31 protein-coding genes and 1 pseudogene are annotated in these 25,352 nt (G+C 45.1%); 22 read left to right on the top strand and 10 right to left on the bottom strand.

What is annotated here, in order from left to right; all coding sequences use genetic code 11:
• Positions 1-37 precede the first annotated feature (37 nt).
• Positions 38-502 carry an META domain-containing protein gene (locus AOC21_RS07380; protein WP_215391363.1) on the bottom strand — a complete coding sequence of 155 codons (465 nt, stop codon included), beginning with the start codon at positions 500-502 and terminating at the stop codon, positions 38-40.
• A 284-nt stretch (positions 503-786) separates the two neighbouring features.
• On the opposite strand from AOC21_RS07380, the gene rpsP reads away from it, so the two are divergent.
• From rpsP to AOC21_RS07350, 6 genes are all read left to right on the top strand, one after another.
• Positions 787-1,032 (top strand): 30S ribosomal protein S16, encoded by a 246-nt coding sequence (gene rpsP, locus AOC21_RS07375; protein WP_072583652.1) that lies wholly within the window; start codon positions 787-789, stop codon positions 1,030-1,032.
• A gap of 92 nt (positions 1,033-1,124) precedes the next feature.
• Complete coding sequence (gene rimM, locus AOC21_RS07370; protein ID WP_215391362.1) at positions 1,125-1,691, top strand: ribosome maturation factor RimM; 567 nt, start codon at positions 1,125-1,127, stop codon at positions 1,689-1,691.
• 35 nt (positions 1,692-1,726) lie between these two features.
• A complete protein-coding gene (gene trmD / locus AOC21_RS07365) occupies positions 1,727-2,473 on the top strand; it encodes a tRNA (guanosine(37)-N1)-methyltransferase TrmD (protein ID WP_215391361.1) in 747 nt (248 codons plus the stop codon).
• Positions 2,474-2,606: 133 nt separating this feature from the next.
• A complete protein-coding gene (rplS, locus tag AOC21_RS07360; RefSeq protein ID WP_215391360.1) occupies positions 2,607-3,002 on the top strand; it encodes a 50S ribosomal protein L19 in 396 nt (131 codons plus the stop codon).
• 62 nt (positions 3,003-3,064) lie between these two features.
• Positions 3,065-3,802 (top strand): CoA pyrophosphatase, encoded by a 738-nt coding sequence (locus tag AOC21_RS07355; RefSeq protein WP_215391359.1) that lies wholly within the window; start codon positions 3,065-3,067, stop codon positions 3,800-3,802.
• A complete protein-coding gene (locus AOC21_RS07350) occupies positions 3,799-4,758 on the top strand; it encodes a CobD/CbiB family protein (protein WP_215391358.1) in 960 nt (319 codons plus the stop codon). Before AOC21_RS07355 ends, AOC21_RS07350 begins: the two co-directional genes overlap by 4 nt.
• Here the strand turns inward: AOC21_RS07350 and rsgA are convergent.
• Complete coding sequence (gene rsgA / locus AOC21_RS07345) at positions 4,703-5,716, bottom strand: ribosome small subunit-dependent GTPase A (RefSeq protein ID WP_215391357.1); 1,014 nt, start codon at positions 5,714-5,716, stop codon at positions 4,703-4,705. The two genes, AOC21_RS07350 and rsgA, sit on opposite strands and share 56 nt — an antisense overlap.
• Before the next feature lie 2 nt (positions 5,717-5,718).
• Positions 5,719-6,972: a M48 family metallopeptidase gene (locus AOC21_RS07340; protein ID WP_215391356.1), complete on the bottom strand. Its 1,254-nt coding sequence runs from the start codon at positions 6,970-6,972 to the stop codon at positions 5,719-5,721.
• Between the two features lie 337 nt (positions 6,973-7,309).
• Between AOC21_RS07340 and AOC21_RS07335 the strand changes: the two genes are divergently transcribed.
• The 4 genes from AOC21_RS07335 (at position 7,310) to orn (ending at position 11,303) form a co-directional block, all read left to right on the top strand.
• Positions 7,310-8,761: an LVIVD repeat-containing protein gene (locus AOC21_RS07335; RefSeq protein ID WP_215391355.1), complete on the top strand. Its 1,452-nt coding sequence runs from the start codon at positions 7,310-7,312 to the stop codon at positions 8,759-8,761.
• Between the two features lie 164 nt (positions 8,762-8,925).
• Positions 8,926-9,162 carry a hypothetical protein gene (locus AOC21_RS07330; protein ID WP_215391354.1) on the top strand — a complete coding sequence of 79 codons (237 nt, stop codon included), beginning with the start codon at positions 8,926-8,928 and terminating at the stop codon, positions 9,160-9,162.
• A 5-nt stretch (positions 9,163-9,167) separates the two neighbouring features.
• Positions 9,168-10,637, top strand: a complete 1,470-nt coding sequence (locus tag AOC21_RS07325; protein ID WP_215391353.1) for a hypothetical protein — start codon at positions 9,168-9,170, stop codon at positions 10,635-10,637.
• A 78-nt stretch (positions 10,638-10,715) separates the two neighbouring features.
• The gene (orn, locus tag AOC21_RS07320) at positions 10,716-11,303 is read left to right on the top strand and encodes an oligoribonuclease (RefSeq protein ID WP_215391352.1); all 588 of its coding nucleotides are present in this window, start codon (positions 10,716-10,718) and stop codon (positions 11,301-11,303) included.
• Positions 11,304-11,413: 110 nt separating this feature from the next.
• On the opposite strand, the gene mog is transcribed toward orn, so the two are convergent.
• Positions 11,414-12,037, bottom strand: coding sequence for a molybdopterin adenylyltransferase (gene mog / locus AOC21_RS07315; protein ID WP_215391351.1), 624 nt, complete (start codon positions 12,035-12,037; stop codon positions 11,414-11,416).
• A 26-nt stretch (positions 12,038-12,063) separates the two neighbouring features.
• Here mog and pmbA point away from each other — a divergent pair, with 26 nt between their 5' ends.
• Both pmbA and AOC21_RS07305 read left to right on the top strand, forming a co-directional pair.
• On the top strand, positions 12,064-13,410 hold the full coding sequence (gene pmbA, locus AOC21_RS07310; RefSeq protein ID WP_215391350.1) for a metalloprotease PmbA: 1,347 nt from the start codon (positions 12,064-12,066) through the stop codon (positions 13,408-13,410).
• Between the two features lie 56 nt (positions 13,411-13,466).
• Positions 13,467-14,549, top strand: a complete 1,083-nt coding sequence (locus tag AOC21_RS07305; protein WP_215391349.1) for a TRAP transporter substrate-binding protein — start codon at positions 13,467-13,469, stop codon at positions 14,547-14,549.
• A 46-nt stretch (positions 14,550-14,595) separates the two neighbouring features.
• Here AOC21_RS07305 and AOC21_RS07300 read toward each other — a convergent pair whose 3' ends face one another.
• Positions 14,596-15,261: an alpha/beta hydrolase gene (locus AOC21_RS07300; RefSeq protein ID WP_215391348.1), complete on the bottom strand. Its 666-nt coding sequence runs from the start codon at positions 15,259-15,261 to the stop codon at positions 14,596-14,598.
• A 129-nt stretch (positions 15,262-15,390) separates the two neighbouring features.
• Between AOC21_RS07300 and AOC21_RS07295 the strand changes: the two genes are divergently transcribed.
• The 3 genes from AOC21_RS07295 (at position 15,391) to AOC21_RS07285 (ending at position 17,303) form a co-directional block, all read left to right on the top strand.
• The gene (locus AOC21_RS07295; protein ID WP_215391347.1) at positions 15,391-16,620 is read left to right on the top strand and encodes a dicarboxylate/amino acid:cation symporter; all 1,230 of its coding nucleotides are present in this window, start codon (positions 15,391-15,393) and stop codon (positions 16,618-16,620) included.
• Between the two features lie 78 nt (positions 16,621-16,698).
• Positions 16,699-16,926 (top strand): hypothetical protein, encoded by a 228-nt coding sequence (locus tag AOC21_RS07290; RefSeq protein WP_215391346.1) that lies wholly within the window; start codon positions 16,699-16,701, stop codon positions 16,924-16,926.
• The gene (locus AOC21_RS07285) at positions 16,926-17,303 is read left to right on the top strand and encodes a hypothetical protein (RefSeq protein ID WP_215391345.1); all 378 of its coding nucleotides are present in this window, start codon (positions 16,926-16,928) and stop codon (positions 17,301-17,303) included. The genes AOC21_RS07290 and AOC21_RS07285 overlap by 1 nt, the downstream gene beginning before the upstream one ends.
• A gap of 28 nt (positions 17,304-17,331) precedes the next feature.
• Here the strand turns inward: AOC21_RS07285 and AOC21_RS07280 are convergent, their stop codons facing one another.
• Positions 17,332-17,550 (bottom strand): hypothetical protein, encoded by a 219-nt coding sequence (locus tag AOC21_RS07280; RefSeq protein ID WP_215391344.1) that lies wholly within the window; start codon positions 17,548-17,550, stop codon positions 17,332-17,334.
• Between the two features lie 94 nt (positions 17,551-17,644).
• A complete protein-coding gene (locus tag AOC21_RS07275) occupies positions 17,645-17,986 on the bottom strand; it encodes an HNH endonuclease (RefSeq protein WP_215391343.1) in 342 nt (113 codons plus the stop codon).
• A gap of 41 nt (positions 17,987-18,027) precedes the next feature.
• Here AOC21_RS07275 and AOC21_RS07270 point away from each other — a divergent pair, with 41 nt between their 5' ends.
• The 5 genes from AOC21_RS07270 to AOC21_RS07250 all read left to right on the top strand — a co-directional run bounded on the left by AOC21_RS07270 (position 18,028) and on the right by AOC21_RS07250 (position 21,041).
• Entirely contained in the window at positions 18,028-18,297 is a 270-nt protein-coding gene (locus AOC21_RS07270; RefSeq protein ID WP_215391342.1) for a TIGR03643 family protein, read from the top strand.
• Positions 18,294-19,829, top strand: a complete 1,536-nt coding sequence (locus AOC21_RS07265) for a cryptochrome/photolyase family protein (RefSeq protein ID WP_215391341.1) — start codon at positions 18,294-18,296, stop codon at positions 19,827-19,829. The genes AOC21_RS07270 and AOC21_RS07265 overlap by 4 nt, the downstream gene beginning before the upstream one ends.
• A gap of 6 nt (positions 19,830-19,835) precedes the next feature.
• Positions 19,836-19,991 carry a DUF2256 domain-containing protein gene (locus AOC21_RS07260; RefSeq protein ID WP_215391340.1) on the top strand — a complete coding sequence of 52 codons (156 nt, stop codon included), beginning with the start codon at positions 19,836-19,838 and terminating at the stop codon, positions 19,989-19,991.
• 99 nt (positions 19,992-20,090) lie between these two features.
• Complete coding sequence (locus AOC21_RS07255) at positions 20,091-20,408, top strand: hypothetical protein (RefSeq protein ID WP_215391339.1); 318 nt, start codon at positions 20,091-20,093, stop codon at positions 20,406-20,408.
• Between the two features lie 24 nt (positions 20,409-20,432).
• Positions 20,433-21,041 carry a glutathione S-transferase gene (locus AOC21_RS07250; protein ID WP_215391338.1) on the top strand — a complete coding sequence of 203 codons (609 nt, stop codon included), beginning with the start codon at positions 20,433-20,435 and terminating at the stop codon, positions 21,039-21,041.
• A gap of 25 nt (positions 21,042-21,066) precedes the next feature.
• Here AOC21_RS07250 and AOC21_RS07245 read toward each other — a convergent pair whose 3' ends face one another.
• The 3 genes from AOC21_RS07245 to AOC21_RS07235 form a co-directional block, all read right to left on the bottom strand.
• The gene (locus AOC21_RS07245; protein ID WP_215391337.1) at positions 21,067-21,885 is read right to left on the bottom strand and encodes a DUF6671 family protein; all 819 of its coding nucleotides are present in this window, start codon (positions 21,883-21,885) and stop codon (positions 21,067-21,069) included.
• Between the two features lie 53 nt (positions 21,886-21,938).
• Complete coding sequence (locus AOC21_RS07240) at positions 21,939-22,907, bottom strand: sodium-dependent bicarbonate transport family permease (RefSeq protein WP_215391336.1); 969 nt, start codon at positions 22,905-22,907, stop codon at positions 21,939-21,941.
• 65 nt (positions 22,908-22,972) lie between these two features.
• Positions 22,973-23,851 (bottom strand): LysR family transcriptional regulator, encoded by an 879-nt coding sequence (locus AOC21_RS07235; RefSeq protein ID WP_215391335.1) that lies wholly within the window; start codon positions 23,849-23,851, stop codon positions 22,973-22,975.
• A 134-nt stretch (positions 23,852-23,985) separates the two neighbouring features.
• On the opposite strand from AOC21_RS07235, the pseudogene AOC21_RS10150 reads away from it, so the two are divergent.
• Together AOC21_RS10150 and AOC21_RS10145 are read left to right on the top strand one after the other, a co-directional pair.
• Positions 23,986-24,648: pseudogene (locus AOC21_RS10150) on the top strand (TerC family protein); the annotation flags it as partial.
• 6 nt (positions 24,649-24,654) lie between these two features.
• A complete protein-coding gene (locus AOC21_RS10145) occupies positions 24,655-25,254 on the top strand; it encodes a universal stress protein (protein WP_371817816.1) in 600 nt (199 codons plus the stop codon).
• The last annotated feature ends 98 nt before the right edge of the window (positions 25,255-25,352 follow it).

Raw genomic sequence — 25,352 nt, 5'->3', positions numbered from 1 at the left:
TGTAGAGTTACCGATGCCTATTTAAACTTAGTGATGTTTATTTGTTCTGTTTTTGTGTAAAGCTGAGCACTTCCCGATCAGTGCCGATCATCAGTAGTTGATCGCCATTGCGCACGATACTGCGATAGTCGTTTAGCTCATAGAGGAAGTCATTCTCTAATTCCATGCGCTGCGGGCTACAAGCCATCTTGGTAGTAGCAATTTGTTTGAGTGAAAAACCACGAGCATCTTCATCCAGTGTTGCAGTAAAGCGATTGCATCCTGTTGACCCACTGAGACGCTGCCCGTTCGCATCAAAAATGATTTGAATAGGGTTGCTAGCATCGCCCTGGGGGGTCTGTCTGGTACGTACCTCGCCGTTGCTATTGGGGGGTAGGTTCCAGCGGGTGAGCTCCCACTTGGTATTTTTGAGTTCACTGCTTGGAGGGCTGATTTTGGCACCGCAAGGGGGAATTACATTGGCGCAACCAGTTAAAAATCCAAGACATAGGCAAGAAAGCACCAGAAAAAGCCTGTTTATGGGGCTTCTAGCATGGCTAGAAAGACTGGATTTAGCGGTCATATTTTTCTAAGTTATTGTTTTTAATGTGTTTTTTACCAATGTCTACATTCTATTCTACTGTCTTGTCTGCTTAAATAGGTGGAAGAAGTAGGGGTTTTCGTCTAGAATATGAGGTTTTCCGCTCTACCGTATCTTTATTTGGTGAGCTGGAGCCCAAAGTTTTTTGTAGAAATTTCATTGGGTTGTAATCAACCTGTTTTCATTTTAGATTTTAAGGAATAAGTATGGTCGTCATTCGACTGGCACGCGGCGGTTCTAAGAAGCGCCCTTTTTACAGCATCGTTGCTACTGATAAGCGCAACCGTCGTGACTCGAACTTTATCGAGCGTATTGGTTATTTCAATCCACAAGCAGCGGCAACTGAGCAAGCAATGCGCATTGCTCAAGATCGTTTGACTTACTGGACTGGTGTTGGTGCGCAGGTTTCCCCAACAGTAGTTCGTTTGATCAAAAACAATCCAGCTGTTTAATATTCGATTGCTAAATACTTCATCGATGTGATGAGGTATTTAGTAGCAGAATTTTTAGTAGTTCTATCTTGGGAAAATAAGGTGTCTTGCAAATGAGTACGCCTTCCCTCGACGAATTGATTGAACTTGGCGCCATATCTGAGGCACAAGGATTGCAGGGGCAGGTGAAAGTTAGACCTCACTCGTCAGAGCCTGTAGCACTTCTCTCTTCTAAATCCGTTTGGTTATCTCTGATCCCGCGTAGGGATGCAGGCGTTTCTGCGTCTATAGAGCAGGCCTCATTGACGCAATACAAGGTGAAGAGTTCTAAGGTGCACAGCGGCAATGTCGTGATGGCGCTTGAGGGTGTCAGCGATCGTGATCAGGCGCTTGCCTTGAAAGGCGCCAGGATATTAGTGGCGCGCGATGCATTTCCGAAAGCGGAAAGCGACTCTTACTACTGGGTTGACCTCATTGGATGCAAGGCAATGAATTTGCAAGACGAGTCCCTTGGTGAAGTCGTTGATATCACTGAGAATGGCGCGCATGGTGTGATTGCCATCGGCGATCCGCAAACAAAGACAATCAAGTACTTAGTTCCTTTTGTAAAGGAAGTGGTACAAAACGTCGACCTGCCAAATAAAACCATTACTCTAGATTGGCAGTCTGACTGGCAATAAGTATTCATTGATTCAATTCAAAAATAGTTACGAATATGCGCTTTGACGTTGTGACCTTGTTTCCAGAAATGTTCTCTGCTTTAACGCAGTGGGGAATTACTGGTCGCGCGTGTGAGCAATCTTTGGCTAGTGTCCATCTGTGGAATCCTCGGGATTTTTGCTCGGATCCTCGTAAAACGGTAGATGATCGCGCTTATGGCGGCGGCCCAGGAATGGTCATGATGGCTAAACCTCTGGAGGATACGGTTGCTGGAATTAAGGCAGTCCATCAGGCGGCCGGGATTAAAAGTGGCCCCATTTGTCTATTGGCACCCCAGGGTGAGCGTTTTTCTCAGAAGATAGCAGCGGATATTCTCAATTACGGCAATTTAAGCTTTATTTGCGGGCGATATGAGGCCATAGATCAGCGTTTTGTCGACCGAAATGTCGATTTACAGCTCTCTATTGGAGATTTTGTGCTTTCTGGGGGCGAAATCCCTGCTATGGCGATGATGGATGCGGTCATTAGACTGATCCCTGGGGCGCTTGGAGATGGCGAATCAGCCACCCAGGACAGCTTTATGAACGGTCTTTTGGACTATCCACACTACACCCGCCCCGAAATATATGAAAATTTATCCGTTCCGGACGTGCTTTTAGGCGGACATCACGCTAAAATAGCGGATTGGCGTCGGCAGAAGTCTTTAGAGCTGACGTTCAGGTTAAGGCCGGACTTAATTGAATCGGCCAGAGCCAAAGGGTTGCTAACCCGAGAAGATGAACAATTTCTTCGCTCTCTGTGAATACTTTTAGTGTGCAGTAGTGAATAGGTGGTTTAGTTTTTGGTTTAGTGAAATTGTTTTAACTGCATCCTCTATTGGGTCCGTTGATTTAGGTCTCGGGATTAAACGCCAATACGATGTTTAAGGATTAAAAATGAATTTAATTGAAAAAATTGAGCAAGAAGAAATTGCTCGCTTAAGTGCTAACAAAGTATTGCCAAGCTTTGCTCCTGGCGACACAGTAGTAGTTAGCGTTAACGTTGTTGAAGGTACACGTAAGCGTGCCCAGGCCTTTGAAGGCGTTGTGATTGCTAAACGTAATCGCGGACTCAATTCCAGCTTTATCGTTCGCAAGATTTCATCTGGCGAAGGTGTAGAGCGTACATTCCAAACTTACTCACCATTGATCGCTGGTATTGAAGTCAAGCGTCGCGGTGATGTACGTCGTGCTAAGTTGTATTACTTGCGTGATCGTTCAGGTAAGTCTGCACGTATTAAAGAGAAGCTTCCTGCGCGTAAGGCAGCAGTGGCAGCTCCAGCCGCAGAGTAAATATCGGCTTGAATTAAAAAAGGCGGCCTAGGTCGCCTTTTTTGTTGCCTTAGAATATGAATATGCCCAAGACGCCAAGCCCTGAAGACTATGCAATCAATATTGCTGCGCCTCCTGGGTTTGATGCGCAAGCGGTTCCCATTCAACAGGTATGCGCTCATGAAAAGAAAGTCTCTCAAGAATTCCTGGAGCCAGTCGGTTTAAAAGCCCGCCTGCAATCGCCACCACAATGGCAACCTGAGATCACTGATGAGAGTCGCCATGTGATTGCAGCAGACATTATTGCCAAACGTGAGGCTGTAGGAAAAGTTACCAAAGCAGCTGTACTTATTCCTCTGGTATTAAAAGAAGATGGCTTATCTGTCTTGTTAACACAAAGGACTAATCATTTGCGTGATCATGCGGGGCAAATTAGTTTCCCAGGCGGCCGTATGGATCCTGAAGATCAAGGTCCCAATGACACCGCTTTACGTGAGAGCCAAGAAGAAATCGGACTTGATCCTAAGCGGGTTGAGATTATTGGTCATCTGCCACAGTATTTAACGGTTTCTGGCTATAGCGTCACTCCAGTAGTAGGATTAGTCCAAGCTCAGGCAGAATATGTCTTAGATGCATTTGAGGTGGCTGATGTATTTGAAGTGCCCTTGAGCTTTTTGCTTGATCCTGCCAATCATCAGGTTAGACTGTGGCAAAGTGAGCAGGGCGGACGTCGTTTTTATGCAATGCCTTATGAAAACCGCTTTATTTGGGGCGCCACTGCGGGCATGTTACGTAACCTTTATCATTTATTAAAAGTATGACTTTCTTCTCTATTCTCTTCGCCCTCATTGCTGAGCAATATCGCCCAGTAACTTCAAGCCATTGGATTGCGCGCATATGTGCCCGCTGGTTGGATTGGGTCGCTGCTGAGTTCGGCGGTAAGTCTGAAGAAGGTGCGAGTCCGGTTGGTGCGCGCATGGCTTGTTTGGTTGCTTTTGTACTGCCAACCTTTTTGGTGTTTATGGTCTATGTCACTTGTATGGTGACATATCCCATCCTCGGTTTCCTGTGGAATATCGTCATCGCCTATTTGTTTTTTGGCTTCCGTCAATTTAGCCATTCCTTTACGGCAGTGCATGAGGCGATTGAAGCGCATGACTTGCCAGCAGCTCGCGCTGCCTTGGGCGAGTGGTATGGTCCAGAGTTAGACACTTCCAATCTCACCGAAACAGAAGTGATTTCTTTAGCGTTGGAGCGCGCCATTATTGGCTCACACCACCATGTCTTTGGCGTGTTGTTCTGGTTCATGATGCCAATGGGTCCTGCAGGTGTGGTCTTATATCGCTTGGCTGATATTGCTGCCAAGCGTTGGTCTGAGCGCGGTGACTATAACTTAAGTGAATCTTCACGACACTTTTTCTACGTGTTAGATTGGGTTCCTGCACGCATTACTGCAATGGGCTTTGCAATTGTTGGTAACTTTGAAGGCGCAGTCTATGGCTGGCGTTATCTGACGCAAAAATGGTCAGACTCTTTATCTGCTGTAATTTTGGCTGCAGGTAGTGGTGCACTTGGTGTGCGCTTGGGTGAGCCGATGAGTGAGCCTGACAGTGATGAAGCTTTACGTATGGCTGAGGCTGGAGAGCCAGTAGTCTATGAAGTAGGTCTTGAGCCTACTGAGAGAACCATGCGCTCTGCAGTGGGTTTGGTATGGCGCTTAGTTATCGCTTGGATGGCTTTGTTGCTAATGCTGACCATCGCTCTTTGGCTTGGCTAATACCCTGAATTTGTACATCCGCTGTTTTCGAATCCGAATGCAGTTGTCTAAATAGCGTCAGTCTTTCTGGCGCTATTTCATTTCTGTCTACTGCTTCACGTACTGCGCAATCGGGCTCTGACAAATGCGCGCAATTATGAAAACGGCACTTTCCAAGTAGATCTTTAAATTCTCTAAAGGCATGCTGCAATTCACTTACAGACATATGTGCCAAACCAAACTCTTGAAATCCCGGTGAATCAATCAGAGCTCCAAGCTTGCCCGTCGCATCCCTCCCCCAAGCCTCAGGCAATTCAAAGTAACGACAAGCAGTAGTGGTGTGTTTGCCGGTATCTAAACGGACAGAATATTCTTGGGTCAATGCTGCCGCATTGGGTATCCATGCATTTAAGAGGCTGGACTTGCCCATGCCGGATTGACCTACAAAGACTGAGATTCTGCCTTGTAGTGCAGCCTGTAATGCATCAATGGAAGCGGAATCAAACTTGGCGGAGACTTCGCTTACTTGATAACCCATGCGTGCGTAGGGCGCGATGATTTTACGAGCGTGCTCTAGATTATCTTTAAGGTCGCACTTATTTAGCAAAATATGAAGACCAATTTGATTGGCTTCAGCGGCAACGACGGCTCTACCCAGTAGGTCTGGCGAGAAAGCGGGTTGTGTTGCCAGCACTACTAAGATTTGGTCAACATTGGACGCAATCAATTTACTTTTAAATGCATCTGAGCGATAGAGAAGATTTTCTCGAGGCTCTATATGAATGATGCGCGCTTGATCGGCGGAAGTCATTTCAAGCAACATCCGATCACCTACGGCACCGATATGTTGCTTGGCTGGTGTGCTGACTTGAATCAGTGGGCCATCGGGAGATTCCTGCCCACCTGCATTAGCAACCAAACGCTGCGCTAAATAGTGTCTGCCATACGAGGCAATCAGCAGCGCATGAAACTGTTCCATCGTTATGAGCTAAACCGTTGTAAGTTAGCAATGCGTAATGGGGCAGGTGGATGCGAGCTATAGAAAGCGGTATAGATCGGATCAGGCGTTAGTGTTGAAGCATTATCTTGATATAACTTCACTAGAGCAGTGATTAAATCTTTTGCTGAAGACTTTTCAGCAGCAAAGCCATCAGCTTCATACTCATGCTTGCGTGATGCCAGGCTAGAGAGTGGCGTGAAGAAAAAGCTAAACACTGGCGAGACCAGCATAAAGAGAGCTAATGCGAGACCACCGTTATAACCATTGAGGTTAGGCATTACGCCTAAGTCAGCATAGAACCATACCTTGGTGCTGACCCAGCCTAAGAGTGCAAACATAGCAAAGCTTAAGGCAAAGGAAACTAATAAACGTTTACGAATATGGTTGCGTTTGTAATGGCCAAGCTCATGCGCCAATACGGCTTCTACTTCGCCAGGATTGAGCTTTTCAATTAAGGTGTCAAAAAATACAATACGTTTAGCCTTACCCATGCCAGCAAAGAATGCATTGCCATGAGCGCTACGTTTACTGCCATCCATCACAAACAGACCTTGGCTTGCAAAGTCACAGCGTTGGAGAAGTGCTTCAATTTGTGTTTTCAATGGCCCATCTTCTAAGGTTTGAAACTTATTAAAGAGTGGTGCGATAAAAGTTGGGAAGATCCACTGCATCAGCAAACTAAAGACGGTTAAGACAGCCCACGCCCATAGCCACCAAAAATCTCCCGCTTTTGCCATCAAAGTCAAAATGACCCAGAGTAGTGGGATGCCAATAGCGCCACCAACAGACATGCCTTTAAACATATCCGAGAAGAATAGTTTTTTAGTCATGCGATTAAAGCCAAAACGCTCTTCTAGGTAAAACTGCTTGTACCAAGAAAATGGGATGTCTAGTATTCCGGAGATGATCACAATGGATACCAGTAGAGCGATTTGCTGGGCAATACCCTCACCTAGAAGTTGCAGTAATGCCATATTGAGAATCTGTAAGCCACCCAATAAAGTGAAGCCAATTAAGATAATGGCGCTGACCCCATTTTCTAGGATGCCAAGACGTAATTTAGCGATGGTGTAGTCAGCCGCCTTTTGATGTTCGGCCAAGGTCACTTTTTCAGCGAAATCGGCGGGGACTGCATTGCGATGTGCTGCCACATAGCGAATTTGACGTTGGGACAGCCAGTGGCGCAAGCCAAAACTAGCAATAAAGGCGATTAGAAAAACAATTGTGAATGTCATGCCCCATTATATTTACTCTGCTCTTTTGGGGTTGAATTAGCTCGATTTCTTGGTAAATGGCTCCATTTAGGACTTATTTTTCTAGGATCCGAAGTATTCATCTCAACCATCCTGGTTTCGATTCTTTTGGGAAGCCCTCTGGCTTGGTAAAGCTTGAAACTTATCCGTACTAATTCAATATTTTTTGGTGTCATTTAGGGCATACCCGTAAGGCATTTATAAAAATATTTCTTAGGAGTTGTGTAAAGTAAGTTGATCGTTGGATTCAGAATTTATAAATTGAGACAGTCTTTTTACCTAGTAAAAAGACAATAAAAAAACCAAGTAGGGAGTCAACATGATTACCAGTAAATCTATATTTCTTTTGGCTGGCGTAACGGCAATCGCCATCACTTCGTCAGTTGGTGCGCAGGGTGTTGAGTCATCAAAGAATATGACGCTAGAAGGATATAACGACTTACAGGCACGAACCGCCTATCAGCCAACTATTCAAAAGCAAGGTAATCGATGGATTGCTTACATTGGCCACCATGGCGACAACAAGTTAAATCCATTAACCGGCAAGATGGAAGACAATGGCACATCCATTATTGATGTCACTGATGTAAAAAAACCAAAATACTTACACCATGTTCCCGGAGAAGAGGGGCTCGCTGAGCAAGGCGGGAGTCAGATGGTTCGAGTTTGTAGCGGAGCTACCTTACCAAAGGCAGATAAAAGTAAGTTTTATATGTTGAGGGTTTATGGAAATCAGGCTCATGAAATTTGGGATGTGACTACCCCTGAAAGTCCTGTCTTATTAACTACTATTACCAAAGGCCTCAAAGGTACCCATAAGAATTTCTGGGAATGCGATACGGGCATTGCTTATCTTGTTTCAGGTAATCCGCAATGGCGAACAAATCGGATGACCCAGGTTTACGACTTATCCGATCCAGCTAAACCGGTCTTCATTAGAGATTTTGGTCTAGTGGGTCAGCAGCCTGGTGCCTCAGGTGATGTGCCCGTTCAATTACACGGCGTGATGTCTACTGGACCTAAGGGTAATCGGGTGTATTTTGGCTACGGCACCAACACGAACGGCGTAATACAAATTGTAGACCGGGATAAGCTGATCAATGGCCCTAAGGACCCGACGCCAGAAAACTTGCTGTATCCGCAAGTATCTCGAATTGATATGCCAACTATGCATGGTGCTCATACAACCTTTCCAATGATGGGCGTTAAGGTCCCGGAGTTCTCTAAGAACTTGCTGGGGGCTAGTCGAGATTTTATTGTTGTAACAAACGAGGCTATCCAGAAGGAGTGTCTTGAAGGGCGCCAAATGGTATGGGTGGTAGACGCCACTAATGAGAAGCGTGCATTTGGGGTGGCCAATTGGGGCGTGCCAGAAAAGACTGGTAACTACTGTTCAAAAGGAGGGCGATTTGGAACGCACTCCTCTAATGAAAACATGACGGATATTTATTACAACAAACTCATGTTCTTTTCTTACTTCAATGCTGGAGTTCGCGCTGTAGATATGCGGGATCCGTTTGCGCCTAAAGAAGTAGGCTTTTTTATTCCCGCAATGAATAAAAATACTGTAGTTCTAGAGACTCCCATTACTCAACGTGGAAAACTTCCATTCACGGCTGCATCTGAACGCAAGGTCATTCAGACTAATAACGTAGAGGTTGATGACCGTGGCTATATTTACATCGTAGATAGAGCAAATACAGGTATGCATATTTTGTCGTTAACTGGCCCAGCGCGATCTATTGCTAACTGGAATGCCGCTGTTAAGTGATTAATGGACAAGCATCTATGAACTTATGTCGTGTATTTCATAGATGCCTTTTCTTGCCTGTCTTAGCTATTGTCTTGGCTATTTTTGCTACGCAGGTTAACGCTGAGGATCGACTCTTTAATATCAATATTAAAGAAGGAAAAATTCCCGCATCAGAAAGAGTTATGCGGGTAAAAAAGGGTGACAGCGTAACTTGGAAGGTGCGCAGTGATACCGAGGGTGAGCTGCATATTCATGCCTATCAAATTGATTTGACAATTAAACCGGGCTTGGAAAAACGTCACACCTTTACTGCATTTGCTACTGGAAGATTTAGAGTGGAATGGCACCCAGAGGCCGAGCGAGGCAAAGGAATCCTGCACCAAGAAAGCCTAGCCCTGTTTGAAGTATTTCCAAATTAAGCTTCATGCGTAAATATTTTGTTACGCTTCTGACGCTGCTTCTAAGCGAGTTTGCACATGCCCATGGCTTTGATGAGCGATATGACCTACCAATCCCCTTAGAGTTCTTTTTGGTAGGTGGCGGCTTAGTTATTGCCGCTTCATTTTTGCTAATAATCATCGCCTCTACATGCTGGCCAAATCTGAAGTTAGCAATTAGCTATCGAATATTTTCTATTGCCCCAAAGTTGGCCGCCACCATCTTTTTTATTGGTCGCCTAGTGGGTGTAGCTTCTTTTATCTTGGTGATTGCGGCTGGATTTTGGGGGCCGGATAATCCACTCTTAAATCTTGCCCCAAATTTCATTTGGATTACTTGGTGGCTTGGATTTTCTCTGGGCATTGCTCTACTGGGAAATTTTTGGCCGCTCTTTAATCCATGGACAGGCTTATTTGATGGCTGCATTTGGGCTGCTCGGATATGCGGACTAAAGATATCTGAAGAAAAGGGTCAGTTTCCTTTTCCAAAATGGTTGGGACTTTATTTGGCGACTGGCTTCTTACTTGCTTGGAGTTGGATGGAGGTAGTCTATCCCATTGCATTTGTACCAGCTAAAGTTGCGAGCATTGCCTTGGTCTGGACTGTCATGAACTTAACCGGTATGTACTTATTTGGTAGGGATGCGTGGCAAGTGCGAGGTGACGTGTTTTCGGTCTACTTCGCTACATTAGGACAGTTTGGAATTTTTTCTTTCAAGAGGGTTGATTGCGGTCTGGATGTGCGTTTGCCTGGAGGAGGAATTCTCGCTAACGCAGAAGCGTGGCGTAATATGCCTGGCGCATCAGCTTTCATCATCGCGATGTTGGGGATTGTTCTATTCGATGGTTTGCATGGGAGCCAAGCCTGGGGGCCTTTCGTAGCGCTAGTACAGGCCTTAGGTCTAACGCAACTTAGTTTAAGTAGTTACGGGATGGGAACATTGGGTCTATTGCTGGTCTGGCTCATTTTTATGGGATTGTTTTATCTCTCTTGCTGGCTCTCCAGTCAATTGATACATGATTCTGCGACTCAGTTATGCAATTATTTTGCTGCCACTTTAATTCCGATTGCAGTCGCCTATTTGATTGCGCACAATTTTTCTAGTTTGGTCATTCAGGGCCAAAGCATTATTTTCTTAGTCTCCGACCCCTTGGGCTCTGGTTGGGACATCTTCTCTACTGCAAACTTTCGCCCAAATATTGGTCTGATTGATGCAAAAATGACTTGGTATTTAGCTGTCTTTTCAATTGTGGCGGGTCATATGATTGCCCTTATCCTGAATCACTGCTTGGCTCTACGTTTGGTCTCCTCAACCCAAAAAGCAGCCTTACTTACCCTTCCTCAGGCAGTGCTGATGATTCTATTTACTATGTTGAGCCTTATCATTATTGCGGAGCCGATGACGACTTCTGAGTTTTCCATAGTTGATATCTGCTTTTCAAAAGAAGCTCCCTAAATCTCTCGCAGCATCGCAATTTCCTGTTGAGTTAGATTGGGCTCGCGTTAACCTTAAATGCGAATTAAAATGCCAAGCATGAGTGAGAATATCAGCAGCCAATCAATGAAGTCAGCACCCCCTAATGAGCACCTGATCTGGGTGGATATGGAGATGTCAGGGCTAAACCCAGAAACCGAGCGTATTTTGGAGATTGCCATCATCGTGACGGACGCCCACCTCAATACCATCGCCACAGCCCCAGTTTGGGTAGTGCATCAAGATGATGCAGTGTTGGATGCAATGGATGCCTGGAATAAAGGCACCCATGGCCGCTCTGGTTTGATCGACAAGGTGAAAGCATCCACTTTAGATGAGGCAACTGTTGAAGCTGAATGCATCGCCTTTCTGAAAAAATATATTAAGGCAGGCATTGCGCCAATGTGCGGCAATACGATTGGGCAAGATAGACGCTTTATGGCGAAGTACATGCCAAAGTTAGAAGCGTACTTTCATTATCGAAACATTGATGTGTCTACCTTAAAAGAATTATGTAAGCGTTGGCATCCTGAGTTGGTTAAAGGATTTACCAAGAATCAAGCGCATACAGCCCTAGCGGATATTGAAGAGTCCATTGAGGAACTCAAGTATTACCGTGAGAAATTTATCGTGCCCTTGCCGCAGTAAGTGGAGAGAATGTACTGGACTGTTAAGGCAGGCTCCAGTGGTAACAATAGAAAAGGTCCGCAATGCGGACCTTTTGTTTGCCTATTTTGTTGATCTACCGAAGTGCCCAATCATTTTTTGATAGCGCTCTTTGGTCTAAAGGCTTTAATAACCGTTTCATTGGTTTCGATATAGGGGCCGCCGATCAAATCGATGCAGTAAGGTACAGCAGCAAAGATGCCGGGAACAATCGATTTGCCACTTTCGTCTTTCAGGCCTTCTAGTGTTTCTGCAATCGCCTTGGGTTGTCCGGGCAGATTGATTACTAAAGCAGCATGGTCATCAAGCTCTCTCAAGACTGCGGTCTGTCGGGAGAGAATTGCGGTGGGAACAAACTTCAGGCTAATTTGGCGCATCTGTTCGCCAAAACCGGGCATCTCACGGGTTCCTGCATCGCGAGTGGCCTCAGGGGTGACATCTCTTCTAGAGGGGCCTGTTCCGCCTGTGGTGAGGACTAAGTCGCAGCCTAGCTCATCGACTAGCTCTACGATCGTCTCCGTAATGATTTCAGACTCGTCGGCAATTAAGCGCTCATGGAAAACGCAGGGATTGCTAATAGCCTTCATGAGCCAGGTTTGCAGGGCTGGAATGCCTTCATCCTGATAAACGCCCTTACTGGCGCGATCCGAGATGGAAATCAGGCCAATTTTGACCTCATTTGGGCTATTTCTTTTTAGGGCTTCTGTATGCTTCATATTTCTATTCTAGCTATTATTAGGACATGTTTACATACACATCCAACCAGTTTCAAGAAATCATCGATTTCATGCTTAGAGAGGCCAAAAGAAGGGGCGCCTCAGATGCCGTGGCAGAAGTTTCTGAGGGGCAGGGCCTTTCCGTTACCGTTCGCAAAGGCGAGGTTGAGACGATTGAGCAAAGTCTAGACAAACAGGTCGGTGTTACGCTGTTTTTGGGTCACCATCGCGGCAATGCTAGTACAAGTGATTTCTCTAAAGAGTCCTTGAAGGCTACGGTTGATGCTGCTTATCACATTGCACAGCACACGGCAGAAGATCTTTGTGCGGGCCCCGCTGAAGCTGAGCTCTTAGAAAAAAATCCCTTGGACCTTGATTTATTTCATCCTTGGAATCTAGATGCTGCCCGCGCTATAGAGATTGCACGTACCGCTGAGGGCGCAGCATTTTCCGTGAGCAAACAAATTCAGAATAGTGATGGCGCATCTGTGTCAGCACATCATGCGCATTTCATGATGGGTACCTCTCATGGCTTCATGGGCGGCTATCCATTTTCTCGCCACTATATTTCTTGTGCACCCATTGCAAATGAGGGTGGTAAGAAAGCACATATGCAGCGGGATGACTGGTATTCCAGTTCACGCATTCCTGAAGAGTTAGCCGATCCTGCGGCAATCGGAATATACGCAGCTCAGCGAGCATTGTCACGACTAAAAGCAAGGTCTTTAACGACCCGCCGTTGCCCGGTAATCTTTGAAGCGCCCTTAGCTGCGGGCTTAATAGGTGGCTTGGTACAAGCAGTTTCTGGTGGCGCCTTATATCGTCGATCCAGCTTTCTGCTCGATAGCTTAGGCAAGCAGGTTCTACCCAAGCACATCAGCTTATTTGAAGACCCCCATCTAAAGTCCATGACTGGCAGCGCGCCATTTGATGAAGAGGGTGTCAAGACATCTGCCCGTACAGTGGTGGATAAGGGAATTCTGGAAGGCTATTTTTTATCAACCTATTCCGCTCGCAAACTGGGCATGCAAACTACTGGTAATGCTGGTGGTTCGCACCACCTCACACTGAAGAGTAAGAAAACCCCTAAAGGTGGTTTGCCTGCACTGCTAAAAGAAATGGGTACAGGCCTGTTGGTAACTGAGTTAATGGGGCAGGGTGTCAATTACGTGACAGGTGATTATTCTCGCGGAGCATTTGGCTACTGGGTTGAGAACGGCGAAATTCAGTATCCCGTTGAAGAGGTCACGATCGCTGGAAATTTACGCGATATGCTGATGGATATCCAACTCATCGGTAGCGATACACTAATTCGTGGCACCAAAGAAACGGGCTCGATTTTGCTTGGCTCAATGACGGTTGGCGGAAAGTAAAAACAGCAATAAAAACAGAAGAAAAAACAGACTTCATTTTTAAAGGAGTGACGGTAATGCAAAGACGTTCATTTTTAAAGAAAGCTACTATCGGTGCAGGCGCGGCAGCCTTGGCTACACCATCTATTGCCCAGGGCCTACCAACCCTAAACTGGCGCCTGGTATCAAGCTTTCCTAAATCATTGGATACCTTATTCGGCACTCCTGAGGTGTTTGCGAAGGCATTGAGTAAAGCAACTGATGGCAAATTTAATGTCAAAGTATTTGCTGCAGGGGAAGTGGTTCCAGCACTGCAAGTGTTGGATGCGGTGCAAAACGGCACGGTAGAGTGCGGACATACTGCCAGTTATTACTACTTAGGTAAAAACAGCGCATTCATTTTTGATACTGCTGCGCCGTTTGGCATGACCGCTCGCCAGCAATCCGCATGGATGCTGCACGGTAATGGCATGAAGTTGATGCGTGAGCTCTATGCCAGCTACAACATTGTTAATTTCTTGGGCGGGCAAACCGGTACACAAATGGGTGGTTGGTTTCGCAAAGAAATTAAATCACCAGAGGATCTCAAGGGTCTGAAATTCCGTATCGCAGGATTTGCGGGGCAAGTACTCGCAAAGCTCGGCGTAGTTCCCCAGCAGTTACCTGCTGGTGAGATCTACTCCGCATTAGAAAAAGGTACGATTGATGCGGCTGAGTTTGTTGGTCCATATGACGATGAGAAATTGGGCTTAGCTAAAGTAGCAAAAAATTACTACTACCCTGCTTTCTGGGAGGGGGCAGCCGGACTTTCTTTCTTGGTAAACAAGAAGCAGTGGGATGCTTTGCCGCCGTCTTATCAGGCAGCGTGGGAAGCCGCTTGTTTTGAGGCGCATCTAGATATGTGCGCTAAATATGACGCCCTTAATCCACCTGCACTACAACGCCTCCTTCAAAATGGGGCTGTATTGCGTAAGTTCAACACATCGGTCTTGGATGCTTGTTTTAAGGCAAGTCAAGATACTTATGTAGAAGAGTCTGCTAAGAATCCGCAGTTCAAAAAGATTTTTGATGACTACCGCGCTTTTAGAAACATGGAAGCGCAGTGGTTTAATGTGGCCGAACAGGCATTTGCTCAATACAGCTTTAATAAAAAACTTTGAGAGTAAAGTCATTAATCAAAGGGCTCCTAGTGAGCCCTTTTTCTTTTTATTTGCCCGCCAATACCTCTTGTAAGAAACGCGAGATATCCATAAGCTCTTCATGATTCACTGAATGTTCCATGGGATATTCATTCCAATCGACTTGGTAACCCATTTTTTCTAGCATGGCATATGAGGCTTGGGCGCGATCTAGGGTTACTACAGGATCGTAAGTACCATGGGCCATAAAGATTGGCGTGTTGGCGTTGGCGGAATGCTTTTCGATATTGGCAGTCATTGCCAGTGGTAAGTAGCCAGACAGAGCCATGATGCCAGCAAGCTGATGTGGAAAGCGTAGCCCGATATGTAGAGCCATTGCACACCCTTGCGAAAATCCTGCCAAGACAATCTTGTCATACGCAATGCCGCGGTTAGCCTCTTTTTCAATTAACTCAACAATGGAGGCCGCAGATTTTTGAATACCTGCAACATCTTCTTGGTCCATGAGATTTCTGCCGATAATGTCATACCAGGCTGGCATGACATACCCACCATTGACGGTAACGGGCATGCTTGGTGCACTAGGAAAGACAAAGCGAATGCCAGGACATCCTGTCAGCTTTAATTCAGGAACAATCGGTACAAAGTCATTGCCGTCAGCGCCAAGCCCGTGCAGCCAGATAACGGCAGCTGTTGGATTCGGGGCGGTTTCTAGTTCAATGCAAGGGAGCATATTGATTCTCTCTGAGTATGTCGTTTCAGTATTATCGACTGTTCCACGCTTCCCAGAAGCGGGATCATGACTAAATGGTTCTAAAGATGGTTAGAATCTTAATACACACCCCATTTATATAGGCCATACATGAACTCTAAAAAGCTAACCAACTTCATTCTGGGTGCAATGGTCTTGGGTATCCTGACTGGTTATCTTGTTCATCTATATGGCGCTGGATCTACTTTACCCGGTCAGTACGTTCGCTATATTTCAATCCTGACTGACGTGTTTTTGCGTTTGATCAAAATGATCATTGCCCCCTTGGTCTTTTCAACCCTGGTTGTAGGTATCGCCAAAATGGGTGATACCTCAACAATTGGTCGAGTTGGTCTGAAAACCTTTGCATGGTTTATCTCTATGTCTTTGGTATCGTTATTGCTTGGCCTGGTCATGGTGAACCTCTTGCAACCAGGAATTGGCGTTGAGTTAACTTTGCCAGAGATTGCGGCTAGTTCTGGCTTAAATAAAAGTAGCCTGAATCTTCCAGAGTTTGTGCGCCATATTTTCCCGGTCAGCATCTTTGATGCAATGGCCAAAAATGAGATTTTACAAATTGTAGTGTTTGCTGTTTTCTTTGGTATTGGTGCAGCAGGTATGGGCTCACGCGCTGATGAGTTCGTTCGTAATCTCGACATGCTTTCACACATCATGCTCAAGATAACGACAGCCGTGATGAAATTTGCTCCTGTGGCCGTGTTCTCTGCCGTTTCCTGTGTGATCGCCGAGAATGGTGTGAGTATTCTGATGACCTATGGAAAATTTATGCTCTGCTTTTATGCATCTATTTTTACGCTCTGGATCGTCATTATTTTGATCAGCTCACTGGTATTAAAAAAACGAACCTTGCATTTGGTAAATATGCTGCGTGAGCCAGCATTGCTCGCGTTTACTACTGCCAGTTCTGAGGCTGCTTATCCAATGACTCTCGAAAGAGTTGAGCGCTTTGGTTGTAAAAATAAAATTGCTTCTTTTGTATTGCCAGTAGGTTACTCATTTAACCTGGACGGCTCAATGATGTATTGCACTTTTGCTGCAGTCTTTATTGCGCAGGTATACGGAATTGAGATGGAGTTAAGCCAGCAGCTGCTCATGTTGTTGGTACTCATGATTACCTCCAAGGGTATAGCGGGTGTGCCACGCGCTTCATTGGTAGTAATCGCCGCAACCTTATCGCAATTTAATCTTCCTGAGGCAGGCGTTCTATTAATTCTGGGGGTAGATCACTTCTTGGATATGGCGCGTTCCGCTACCAATGTATTGGGCAATGGCTTGGCGACAGCCGTTATCTCTAAATGGGAAGGCGAGCTAGAGGGCTAGCTCTTAAATGATTACCACTTCGGCTAGGCTCAGGTGTAAGATGTTTTTACAAACTTAGTCTGGAAGGAGTGGGTTGCAATGAAGCCTTTTTATATCGACTACCCTCAAGAGAAAATTGAAGAGCATCAGCATGCTTATCGATGCCTTCATTGCAAAATTCCAACGACGATTATTTTCGGCTTGTTAGAAAATCACGCTGAAAATTGTGAATACAGAATCCATCAAAGTAAATGGACTCAGTTAGAAGCAAAGCGCAGACCTCATAAAGAACACTTTGATGAACCCCACGTTGACGAGGTAGATTAATGAAAACATACCCAATTGCCCTGGAGTTGACTGTTTGGGAAGATCTTGGCCTCAATCAGTATGAGGTCACAATCGACGAAGCCTCAAAGATTTCCATTAAACGAACCGATGATGTGCTGCGTACGCGTGAGCTCACTGGCAATGAGGTAAGCACAATGATCGCTGCCATTGAATCATTGAAGGTGCCTGTCAGCGAAGAATCTAAAGGGGGTGAGAGCATTAAACCCTCATCAAGTTACGAGTTAATCGTAGAGTCCGCCCATTTCTCACTAGAGTTCAATTGGGAAGATGTAGATACCAGTGGTGTCAATGCAAAAGCATTTGATTCTGTTGCAGCATTGGCAGCGGTAGTAGTGAGTCTAGATTTAGCTCACTAACAGCAATTAACTTTGCTAAAAGGCCGAGCTAAGCCTCCATCACGATAAATTCTCCAAGCGATATTCTTTCTCTAAATTGGGAGAAGGAAAACAGCGCCTTTATTTTCCGGGTATTGATTACTTCAATCTTGCCATCAGGCGTGAGATTAGCAAGATAGTCCCCTTCCGGAAATAGGGCTTCAGGAACACTTTCGGTCTCGAGAATTTGAGCTGGTAATACCAGGCTCTTTGTAATTTTGATGCGCATGACCTATCTTAAGTTTTAAGAATTAGAACGAAATTTAGCTATGCACAATATCTAAAAGGTATGCACCTAAAAAGTGCAGGAAGGCCTTATAAGCTTACTTAAGCCGTGCGCTTTTGCGTGTCTTCTCATAAAACGCATCTGGTTTTGAAGATACCCATTGAATAAACTTCTTCATTTCTGGATGTTCTCTTAAGATCTGGGCGTGATGGTATTGCTGTGCCAATTCTGTTTCAGTAAAGAGGGCATGTATTTGTTTGTGGCAAATGCGGTGAAGGTGGTCAGTGATTTTTCCACCCTTGGACTTGGGGATAAGATGATGGGCATCTTTCTGTGAATCCGGAATGGCTCGATCACATATTGGGCAAATAATTACCTCAGTCGGTTTTACGACTGGCTTATCCAAAGCAATCAGTTTTTGACGAATTTTTCCAATCATGGGCTCAAGCTAGTTTATTGAATAAGTCTTAAACTTGCAGGGTGCCAAAACTAGCTCCCAAGACCCTTGCAGAACCCGATTTATCTCGCCTAATTGAAATGGCTTGGGAAGATCGAACACCTTTTGATGCGATTGAGAAAACCTTCGGTTTGGGTGAGCCCCAAGTCATTGCCATTATGCGCAAAGAATTGAAACGTAGCTCTTTTGAGCTCTGGCGAAAGAGGGTTACTGGACGTGCTACAAAACACAGCGCCTTACGTAGTGATGACGTTACCCGCGCCTACTGTCCAACACAATATAAAAATAAATGAAGCAGTCTGATCGACTTATCCTGATACTTGGTGATCAGCTTGACTTGAAGAGCTCTGGTTTGCGAGACTTTAATCCCAAAGCGGATGAAGTCATCATGATTGAGTCTGCTAATGAGGCGCAATATGTTTGGACTCATAAAGCCAAGATCGCTTTATTTCTTTCTGCGATGCGCCACTTCGCAGTAGAGCTGGAAAAGCTAAATTACCCGCTGACTTATATTAAAAATTCTCCACTACCGCTTGTTGAGACTCTTAAGGCGCAAATTCTGCAAAAGAAAGTTAAGCACTTGGTTTGTATCGAGCCAGGAGAGTGGCGCCTCAAGCAGGCGATTGAGGGGATGGCAAAAGAGCTCAATATTGAGCTAGAGATGCGTGAGGATGATCATTTTTATTGCACCCGCCAAGAGTTTGTTGAGTGGACCGCCAATAAGAAAGAACTGCGCCTAGAGTATTTCTACCGCTTAATGCGTAAGCGACACAATATCTTGGTGGATCGCGAGGGCAATCCCGATGGTGGCCAATGGAACTTTGATCAAGATAACCGTAAACCCTATCCGAAAAAAGGTCCTGGCCTCATTGATGCCCCTGCTTCATTTGAAGTGGACGCGATTACACAAGAGGTAATAGACTTTGTTAAGAAGGCTTACCCAGACCATCCTGGGTCCTTGGAATCATTTAATTGGCCAGTCACTAGAGAGCAGGCAGTCCAAGCACTTGAATATTTTGTTGAGTATCGCTTAAGAAACTTTGGCGTTTATCAAGATGCGATGTGGACCGACACTCCATTTGGATGGCACTCCATTCTTTCTAGTTCTCTTAACCTCAAATTACTCAATCCCCGTGAAGTTATCAATGCAGTCGTTGTTGCTTGGAAGAAAGATTCTCTAGATCTTTCCACAATCGAGGGCTTCATTCGTCAGATCTTAGGATGGCGTGAATTCGTAAGAGGTATGTATTACCTCGATATGCCTCAGATGGCGAAAGACAACTATTACGAGCACCAGAATTCATTGCCCAAATGGTATTGGACTGGGCAGACCCAAATGGCTTGTATGAAGGATGCGATTGGTCAAACACTGCAATATGGCTATGCCCATCATATCCAGCGCTTAATGGTGACGGGTAACTTTGCGCTTCTAGCAGAAATTCTGCCGCAGGAAGTATGTGAGTGGTATTTGGCAATCTATGTAGATGCGATTGAGTGGGTTGAGTTGCCAAACACGGCCGGTATGGCTTTATTTGCGAATGGCGGTAGATTTACTAGTAAGCCCTATATCGCCAGCGGCGCCTATATCAAGCGCATGAGTAACTATTGTGGCTCTTGCAAATACAAGCCTGAGGTACGTTTTGGGGATGAGGCTTGTCCTATGACGACTTTGTATTGGAATTTCTTAATCAAGCATCGCGATCAATTCGAAGCCAGCCCAAGAACTCGCTTGATGACTGCTAACCTCAAAAGAATCAGTGATGACGATCAAAAAGAAATTACATTGCATGCTAAACATCTTTTAAGTCACCTCGATACGCTTTAAGTAATTATGACGAAGACATCTTTTAAGGGTAATAAAAGTTTTCTGCCAAGTAAGATCTGCGTGGTCTGTAAAAAAGAAATGACCTGGAGAAAGTCCTGGGCAAAAAACTGGGAATCAATCAAATATTGCTCAGACGCGTGTAGAAGCAAAAAGACACCCTAAGGTATAGCTCAAAAGTATTTAATTAAAGGTGTCAACTCGCCATAAACCTAACCCGTTGTGTAAGAAAGGACGCAGTTCCTTAATGACTGGGAGGTCTATATGAAGAAGGTTCTGGTTTGCCTGCTTACAGGGGTAATACTTGCTGGTCTGGCTACATCAGCTAATGCCCATGGTTGGAGAGGCGGTTATTACGGTGGTCATGGTGGTGGCTGGCGCGGAGGCTGGGCACCATTCGCAGTCGGTGCCGTTGCAGGAGTGGCTGTGGCACATGCGTATTACAGGCCGGCCCCAGTTTATTATGGCCCTCAATATGTTTATCCTCCACAACCTCAAACAGCAGCATATTGCCCCGAGAATGGACTTTACTATCCGCAAACACAAGCTTGCCCTAGTGGCTGGCAAAGAGTGAATTATTAGTTTTCATTAAGGATAAGCAATCAGTTGAAGCCGATTTTGTTTTCTTATCGCCGGTGCCCCTATGCAATGAGGGCTCGTATGGCCCTGAAGTATGCCGGCATTGACGTTGAGCATCGCGAGATTGAGTTACGTAATAAGCCTAAATCAATGCTAGCGGTGTCGCCCAAGGGAACCGTCCCCGTTCTTTGTATAGGGAGTACAGTCCTTGATCAAAGCCTAGACATTATGCGTTGGGCAATAGAGCAATCTGATCCGAACGGTTGGAAAAATGTGGATGATGCTATTGCCCAGGCTTGGATTGATAAAAATGATGGCCCATTTAAACTTCTGCTGGATCAATATAAATATCCCAATCGTTTTCCAGGGTTGGATCAAGAAGCAGCTCTTCATGAAGCCATGGAATGGATGTTGTTGCCGATGGAAGCGGCCCTGCAAAGCTCTCAATACTTAATGGGTAATCAGATGTCTTGGATAGATATTGCCATCTTTCCATTTATTAGGCAGTTTTCAATGGTAGATCTCCAAAAGTTTGATCAGCTACCCATACCCGCAGTTAAAGCTTGGCTCACTCAACATCTTGAATCTGATTTATTTAATTCAGTGATGCAAAAGCATCCAGTTTGGCTGGATTAGCCTGATAGAAGCTGCGCAGTAAGCTCTAGGGATTGCAGTGATGGCACTTTGATGGATCTGCAAGCTTGAATACTTTCATTCCTTCGGTCAGCTCATGATTGCATTTGAGGCAGCCCCAGATCTTGGCGATCTCTTGATCGGTTGCTAGCCCACAGGCGTTGCAGGGTAAGCCACGCTTCACACCTTTAATCCAAAAGCCAGGTGTTTGGCATTGAGGGCATACAGAATTCATCTTGTTGGCAAGATCAATCGCAGCTTTGCGGATATTCTCCATTCTGGTTGGATTGGCAAATGCCCGTAAATCATTTTCTGTATAAACAATGCCTTTTGAAGATAGGCCTTTAGCCCATTCAAATGCTTCTTTTAGTTCAGGGAGATCTTTAATACCTTTTTTAGACTGCGGGTGATACTCATCCGTAGGTTTAATCACCAAATAGTGCGATGGAAAGAGTGCGCTATCAGCAAATTTCCTTAACTCTTCCCAGTGACTAAGGTATGCGTTATCGTTTTGTGCTGGGGTACTAGAAAATCCGGCAATTTCTAGTTGATGTTTTTGATCTATTAAGACTAGTAATTCATTGTTCCAGGGAATCATTCCGGAATAAGGATCATTTATAAACGCTCCTTCGCTGGCAAGCCCCAAGTCAAGCTTCAGAAGGTCTATTCCAATCAACGCTTTCTTGCGTACGGCATCTAATTGAGTGCCATACCTCGGGGTCTCTTGCGTAAAGGTGCCTAACAGATCGGTATCGTATGCATCTGTTTGTTGCAATCGACATCCAACTTGTGCATTTAGCACTTCAGCAATGACTTTCTCTTTCCCATGCTTGGTTAACAAGCTCACAGATCGATTGGAGAAGATACCCATTTTCTTGAGAATTGATGAATAGTGAATTTCTACAGAAATTGTTTTGCTATTAAGGTGTACAGCGGAATGCCTAAGATGATATTGAACGGGAATGTGATTCCCAGAGACATTCCCATGTATAGAGCGGGATTTACTTCTGGTAGCGCATGACGCAATACGGCCGGGACTGCAATATAAGATGCGCTAGAGGCAAGTACCATCAGTAAAATGGTGTTGCCTAGAGGTAGACCAATCAATTTGCAGAGTAGCAGCGCTAATAGTGCATGTGATAGCGGTGATCCAATAGCGTATAGCAAAGTAATCGGCGGCTTACCTTTTAAACCTTTGAAGTTTCTTGCTGCCATCAACCCCATATCTAGTAGGAAAAAGGCCAGCATCCCTTTAAATAAATCAATGGAAAAGGGCGCCATGAGTTTTTGCCCCGAGTCGCCGCTAATGAGTGCGACTGCCATAGATCCCAGTAATAAAAGTTGTGCTCCGTCGGTGAATGACTCATGCAGTATCTTGGCAATGCCTGCTGGCTCTTGCTTAGAGGCTGGGTTCGGCGCCATGGATGCCCTTGCTTTATTAGCAAGCACGATTGCCAGAATGATTGCGGGCGACTCCATGAGCGCCATTGCAGCTGCCATGTGACCACCATAGCCAATATTGAATTGATCTAAGTATTGTGTGGCGGTAATAAAGGTAACAGCGCTCACTGAACCATAGGTTGCTGCAATTGCTGCGGCATCAAAAGCACTCAATTTTCTTCGTAGAATCCAGTACCCAATAATGGGAATGATGGTAGCAAGAAATACTGCCAATCCTAGAGAGAACGCAATTTCACTTGTGAATCCGGACTTATGCAGTGCAAACCCACCCTTCAGTCCTAAAGCCATTAACAAATAGAGCGATAGAAACCGAGAAATTTGCGGAGGAATTTCTAAGTTAGATTTAACTGATCCTGCAAATACCCCAAAGATAAAAAACAGTATGGCAGGGTCAAGAAAATTGGTCATAAGTGCATTCTATGTCTTGCTAAGGATTAATTCTTATCCCCAGACTTTATGGGTATATAGATTCTCTATTGCTTAATAATTGCCTGCACAAGTGGGTGCTGTATTTTCTTCTCTGAACGTATCGCATAGAAGTATTCATATATTTCATTGCAAACCCCTAGCAGCTCAATGCCATAGGTGTCTTTCAAATCTTGTTCTATTAACTTGCCGGCAGGAAAGATTCCCAAGCCACTAGCGGCAAATGTTTTGAGTAAGGCGCTATCTTCAAACTCCCCAACAATATTGGGGATAATGTCATTCTTTCTAAGCCACTGGTCTATTAAAGGGCGCACGGTGGAGTGTGAGGTAGGAAGCAGAATAGGGATATCTTTGATGCATTCTGGGAACTTCCCCTTTACTTTCTTTAAGAGTTGCTTTGGCGCGTACCATGCGATCTCAGTTTTGGTTAACTCTTCGCTATACACATTGAGATTTTTATTGCTGGGTGCAGGGCGGTCAGCCAATACGATATCTAGGCGATGCAAAGCGAGGTCTGCCAATAAATCATCGAACTCACCTTCGTGGGCAATCAATTGGACATCTTTATGTTTTATGACGGGCTCTAGTAATTGCCTAGTCACGAGTTTAGGAAGACCATCAGAAACGCCTATAGTAATTTTGGTTTTAGGAGACTTCGCAGCATCACGTACAGCTTCTGGAAGTTTCTCTCCAATAGAGAAAATTTGATCGGCAATCTCTAGAGCTGCAAAACCAGATTCAGTGAGGGCAATCCCTCTTCCGGCGGGTTTAAAAAGCAGGTATCCAAGTGATTTTTCTAATTCATGCACTTGGGCGCTAATGGTTTGAATAGCCATATCTAGGCGTTCTGCCGCTTTAGACATGCTGCCCTCCTTGGCTACAACCCAGAAGTAATAGAGATGGCGATAGTTATAGGTATTGGTCATATTCAGCTTTTTACGAAATTATTATCAATATATATCTGCTTTTAGCTAAACACAAATCCGCCTAAATTAACCCCATAGAAAGCCATGGCATTCATGTGCTTCAGGTTTAATTTTTATAGATAGAGGTTATTCAATTGGAACTATTTAGTCCTGAGTTTTTTTCGGCACTACTTGCGATTGTGGTGATTGATTTGGTTTTGGCTGGCGATAACGCCATTGTTATTGCAATGGCAGCCAGAAATTTACCGGCGCATCTTCAAAAGAAAGCAATTGTCTGGGGTGCAGTAGGAGCGATTGCGGTAAGAAGCGCAATGACACTGGTAGTAGTGTATTTGCTAAAGGTCCCAGGTTTGATGTTAATCGGTGGACTACTCCTGGTATGGATTGCATACAAATTACTAGCACCTGCCAAAGATGAGGATGGCAGTCATTCCAGCGCATCTACTAGTTTCTGGGGCGCAATGAAGACTATCGTGATTGCAGATGCAGTCATGGGTTTAGATAATGTTTTGGCAGTGGCTGGCGCCTCGCACGGAAGCTACGTCCTGGTAGTTATGGGTCTACTCGTTAGTATTCCTGTCGTGATTTGGGGCTCAACTCAAATTCTGAAATTAGTTGAGCGCTACCCATCCATTACTTACTTAGGCGCAGGCGTGCTGGCTTGGACGGCTGCCAAGATGATGGTCTCTGAGCCCTTTATCCGTGAGATCCCAGTGTTTCAGAATCCTATTGTTGACTACGCAATTCAAGCGCTCGTCATTCTCGGTGTTTTGTTTGGTGGTTTTATCAGAAGCAGGCTGGCAATGGAGGAGACAATTTTGCCGGCTGAAGTAGAGCCTGTTGTATCTCAAGTGCTGCCGAAAGAGCAGTCTCATATCCTAGGAGGTGAAGTCATGAATACAGTTCTTATTCCAGTTGATGATTCAAGTAATGCTTTGTTGGCCTTGAAACATGCGGTCAATGTGTATGGCAAAGACCGTCATTCACATTTTCATTTATGTAATGTACAGCCCACTTTGTACAGACATATAAGAAAATTTTTAAACAAGCAAACTATTAATGAGTGGCAAGCAGAGCGTGCAAAGCTAGCTGCTCAGTCAGCATCCCAGTTTTTAGAGAGGGCGGGCGTGAGTTTTTCCTTCTCCTATGTGACGGGCGATAAGGGTGAGGCGTTACGCGAAGAGGCTCAGCGTTTAGGTTGTAATCGGATCGTGATTGGAACTGCTAAGAAAAATACCTTGAGTCGTCTATTTGAAAATTCAACGACAGCCAAGTTACTTGAAACAAGTGATATTCCTGTTGAGGTGGTCACTGGGCGCTCATTATCAACATTGGAGCGTTGGGGCATACCGGCCTTGGGTGCTGGAGCAGCCACCGCTCTAATGGCAGCTGTGATTGATTAGTGTTTGTTTTGCATCCTGCGGCAGTCTTTTGCCCTCAGTACGAGGGCATTTTTTTGTTCTATTACTCAGCAATTTACAGAATTATTATCAATAAATAT

Source organism: Polynucleobacter sp. VK25 (genome assembly GCF_018687355.1).
Lineage (GTDB): Bacteria > Pseudomonadota > Gammaproteobacteria > Burkholderiales > Burkholderiaceae > Polynucleobacter.
This window is presented reverse-complemented; position numbering and strand designations above follow the sequence as displayed.

Bases quoted from the DNA above. Each gene is read 5' to 3' on its own strand.
- AOC21_RS07260 (WP_215391340.1), top strand. From the start codon at position 19,836: ATGACGAAGACATCTTTTAAGGGTAATAAAAGTTTTCTGCCAAGTAAG.
- AOC21_RS07300 (WP_215391348.1), bottom strand. From the start codon at position 15,261: ATGCTCCCTTGCATTGAACTAGAAACCGCCCCGAATCCAACAGCTGCC.
- AOC21_RS07295 (WP_215391347.1), top strand. From the start codon at position 15,391: ATGAACTCTAAAAAGCTAACCAACTTCATTCTGGGTGCAATGGTCTTG.
- AOC21_RS07335 (WP_215391355.1), top strand. From the start codon at position 7,310: ATGATTACCAGTAAATCTATATTTCTTTTGGCTGGCGTAACGGCAATC.
- AOC21_RS07340 (WP_215391356.1), bottom strand. From the start codon at position 6,972: ATGACATTCACAATTGTTTTTCTAATCGCCTTTATTGCTAGTTTTGGC.
- AOC21_RS07255 (WP_215391339.1), top strand. From the start codon at position 20,091: ATGAAGAAGGTTCTGGTTTGCCTGCTTACAGGGGTAATACTTGCTGGT.
- rpsP (WP_072583652.1), top strand. From the start codon at position 787: ATGGTCGTCATTCGACTGGCACGCGGCGGTTCTAAGAAGCGCCCTTTT.
- mog (WP_215391351.1), bottom strand. From the start codon at position 12,037: ATGAAGCATACAGAAGCCCTAAAAAGAAATAGCCCAAATGAGGTCAAA.
- AOC21_RS07330 (WP_215391354.1), top strand. From the start codon at position 8,926: ATGCGGGTAAAAAAGGGTGACAGCGTAACTTGGAAGGTGCGCAGTGAT.
- AOC21_RS07325 (WP_215391353.1), top strand. From the start codon at position 9,168: ATGCGTAAATATTTTGTTACGCTTCTGACGCTGCTTCTAAGCGAGTTT.
- AOC21_RS07355 (WP_215391359.1), top strand. From the start codon at position 3,065: ATGCCCAAGACGCCAAGCCCTGAAGACTATGCAATCAATATTGCTGCG.
- trmD (WP_215391361.1), top strand. From the start codon at position 1,727: ATGCGCTTTGACGTTGTGACCTTGTTTCCAGAAATGTTCTCTGCTTTA.
- orn (WP_215391352.1), top strand. From the start codon at position 10,716: ATGAGTGAGAATATCAGCAGCCAATCAATGAAGTCAGCACCCCCTAAT.
- AOC21_RS07235 (WP_215391335.1), bottom strand. From the start codon at position 23,851: ATGACCAATACCTATAACTATCGCCATCTCTATTACTTCTGGGTTGTA.
- AOC21_RS07275 (WP_215391343.1), bottom strand. From the start codon at position 17,986: ATGATTGGAAAAATTCGTCAAAAACTGATTGCTTTGGATAAGCCAGTC.
- rplS (WP_215391360.1), top strand. From the start codon at position 2,607: ATGAATTTAATTGAAAAAATTGAGCAAGAAGAAATTGCTCGCTTAAGT.
- AOC21_RS07290 (WP_215391346.1), top strand. From the start codon at position 16,699: ATGAAGCCTTTTTATATCGACTACCCTCAAGAGAAAATTGAAGAGCAT.
- AOC21_RS10145 (WP_371817816.1), top strand. From the start codon at position 24,655: ATGGAGGAGACAATTTTGCCGGCTGAAGTAGAGCCTGTTGTATCTCAA.
- AOC21_RS07350 (WP_215391358.1), top strand. From the start codon at position 3,799: ATGACTTTCTTCTCTATTCTCTTCGCCCTCATTGCTGAGCAATATCGC.
- AOC21_RS07265 (WP_215391341.1), top strand. From the start codon at position 18,294: ATGAAGCAGTCTGATCGACTTATCCTGATACTTGGTGATCAGCTTGAC.
- AOC21_RS07305 (WP_215391349.1), top strand. From the start codon at position 13,467: ATGCAAAGACGTTCATTTTTAAAGAAAGCTACTATCGGTGCAGGCGCG.
- AOC21_RS07280 (WP_215391344.1), bottom strand. From the start codon at position 17,550: ATGCGCATCAAAATTACAAAGAGCCTGGTATTACCAGCTCAAATTCTC.
- AOC21_RS07240 (WP_215391336.1), bottom strand. From the start codon at position 22,907: ATGACCAATTTTCTTGACCCTGCCATACTGTTTTTTATCTTTGGGGTA.
- rimM (WP_215391362.1), top strand. From the start codon at position 1,125: ATGAGTACGCCTTCCCTCGACGAATTGATTGAACTTGGCGCCATATCT.
- rsgA (WP_215391357.1), bottom strand. From the start codon at position 5,716: ATGGAACAGTTTCATGCGCTGCTGATTGCCTCGTATGGCAGACACTAT.
- pmbA (WP_215391350.1), top strand. From the start codon at position 12,064: ATGTTTACATACACATCCAACCAGTTTCAAGAAATCATCGATTTCATG.
- AOC21_RS07285 (WP_215391345.1), top strand. From the start codon at position 16,926: ATGAAAACATACCCAATTGCCCTGGAGTTGACTGTTTGGGAAGATCTT.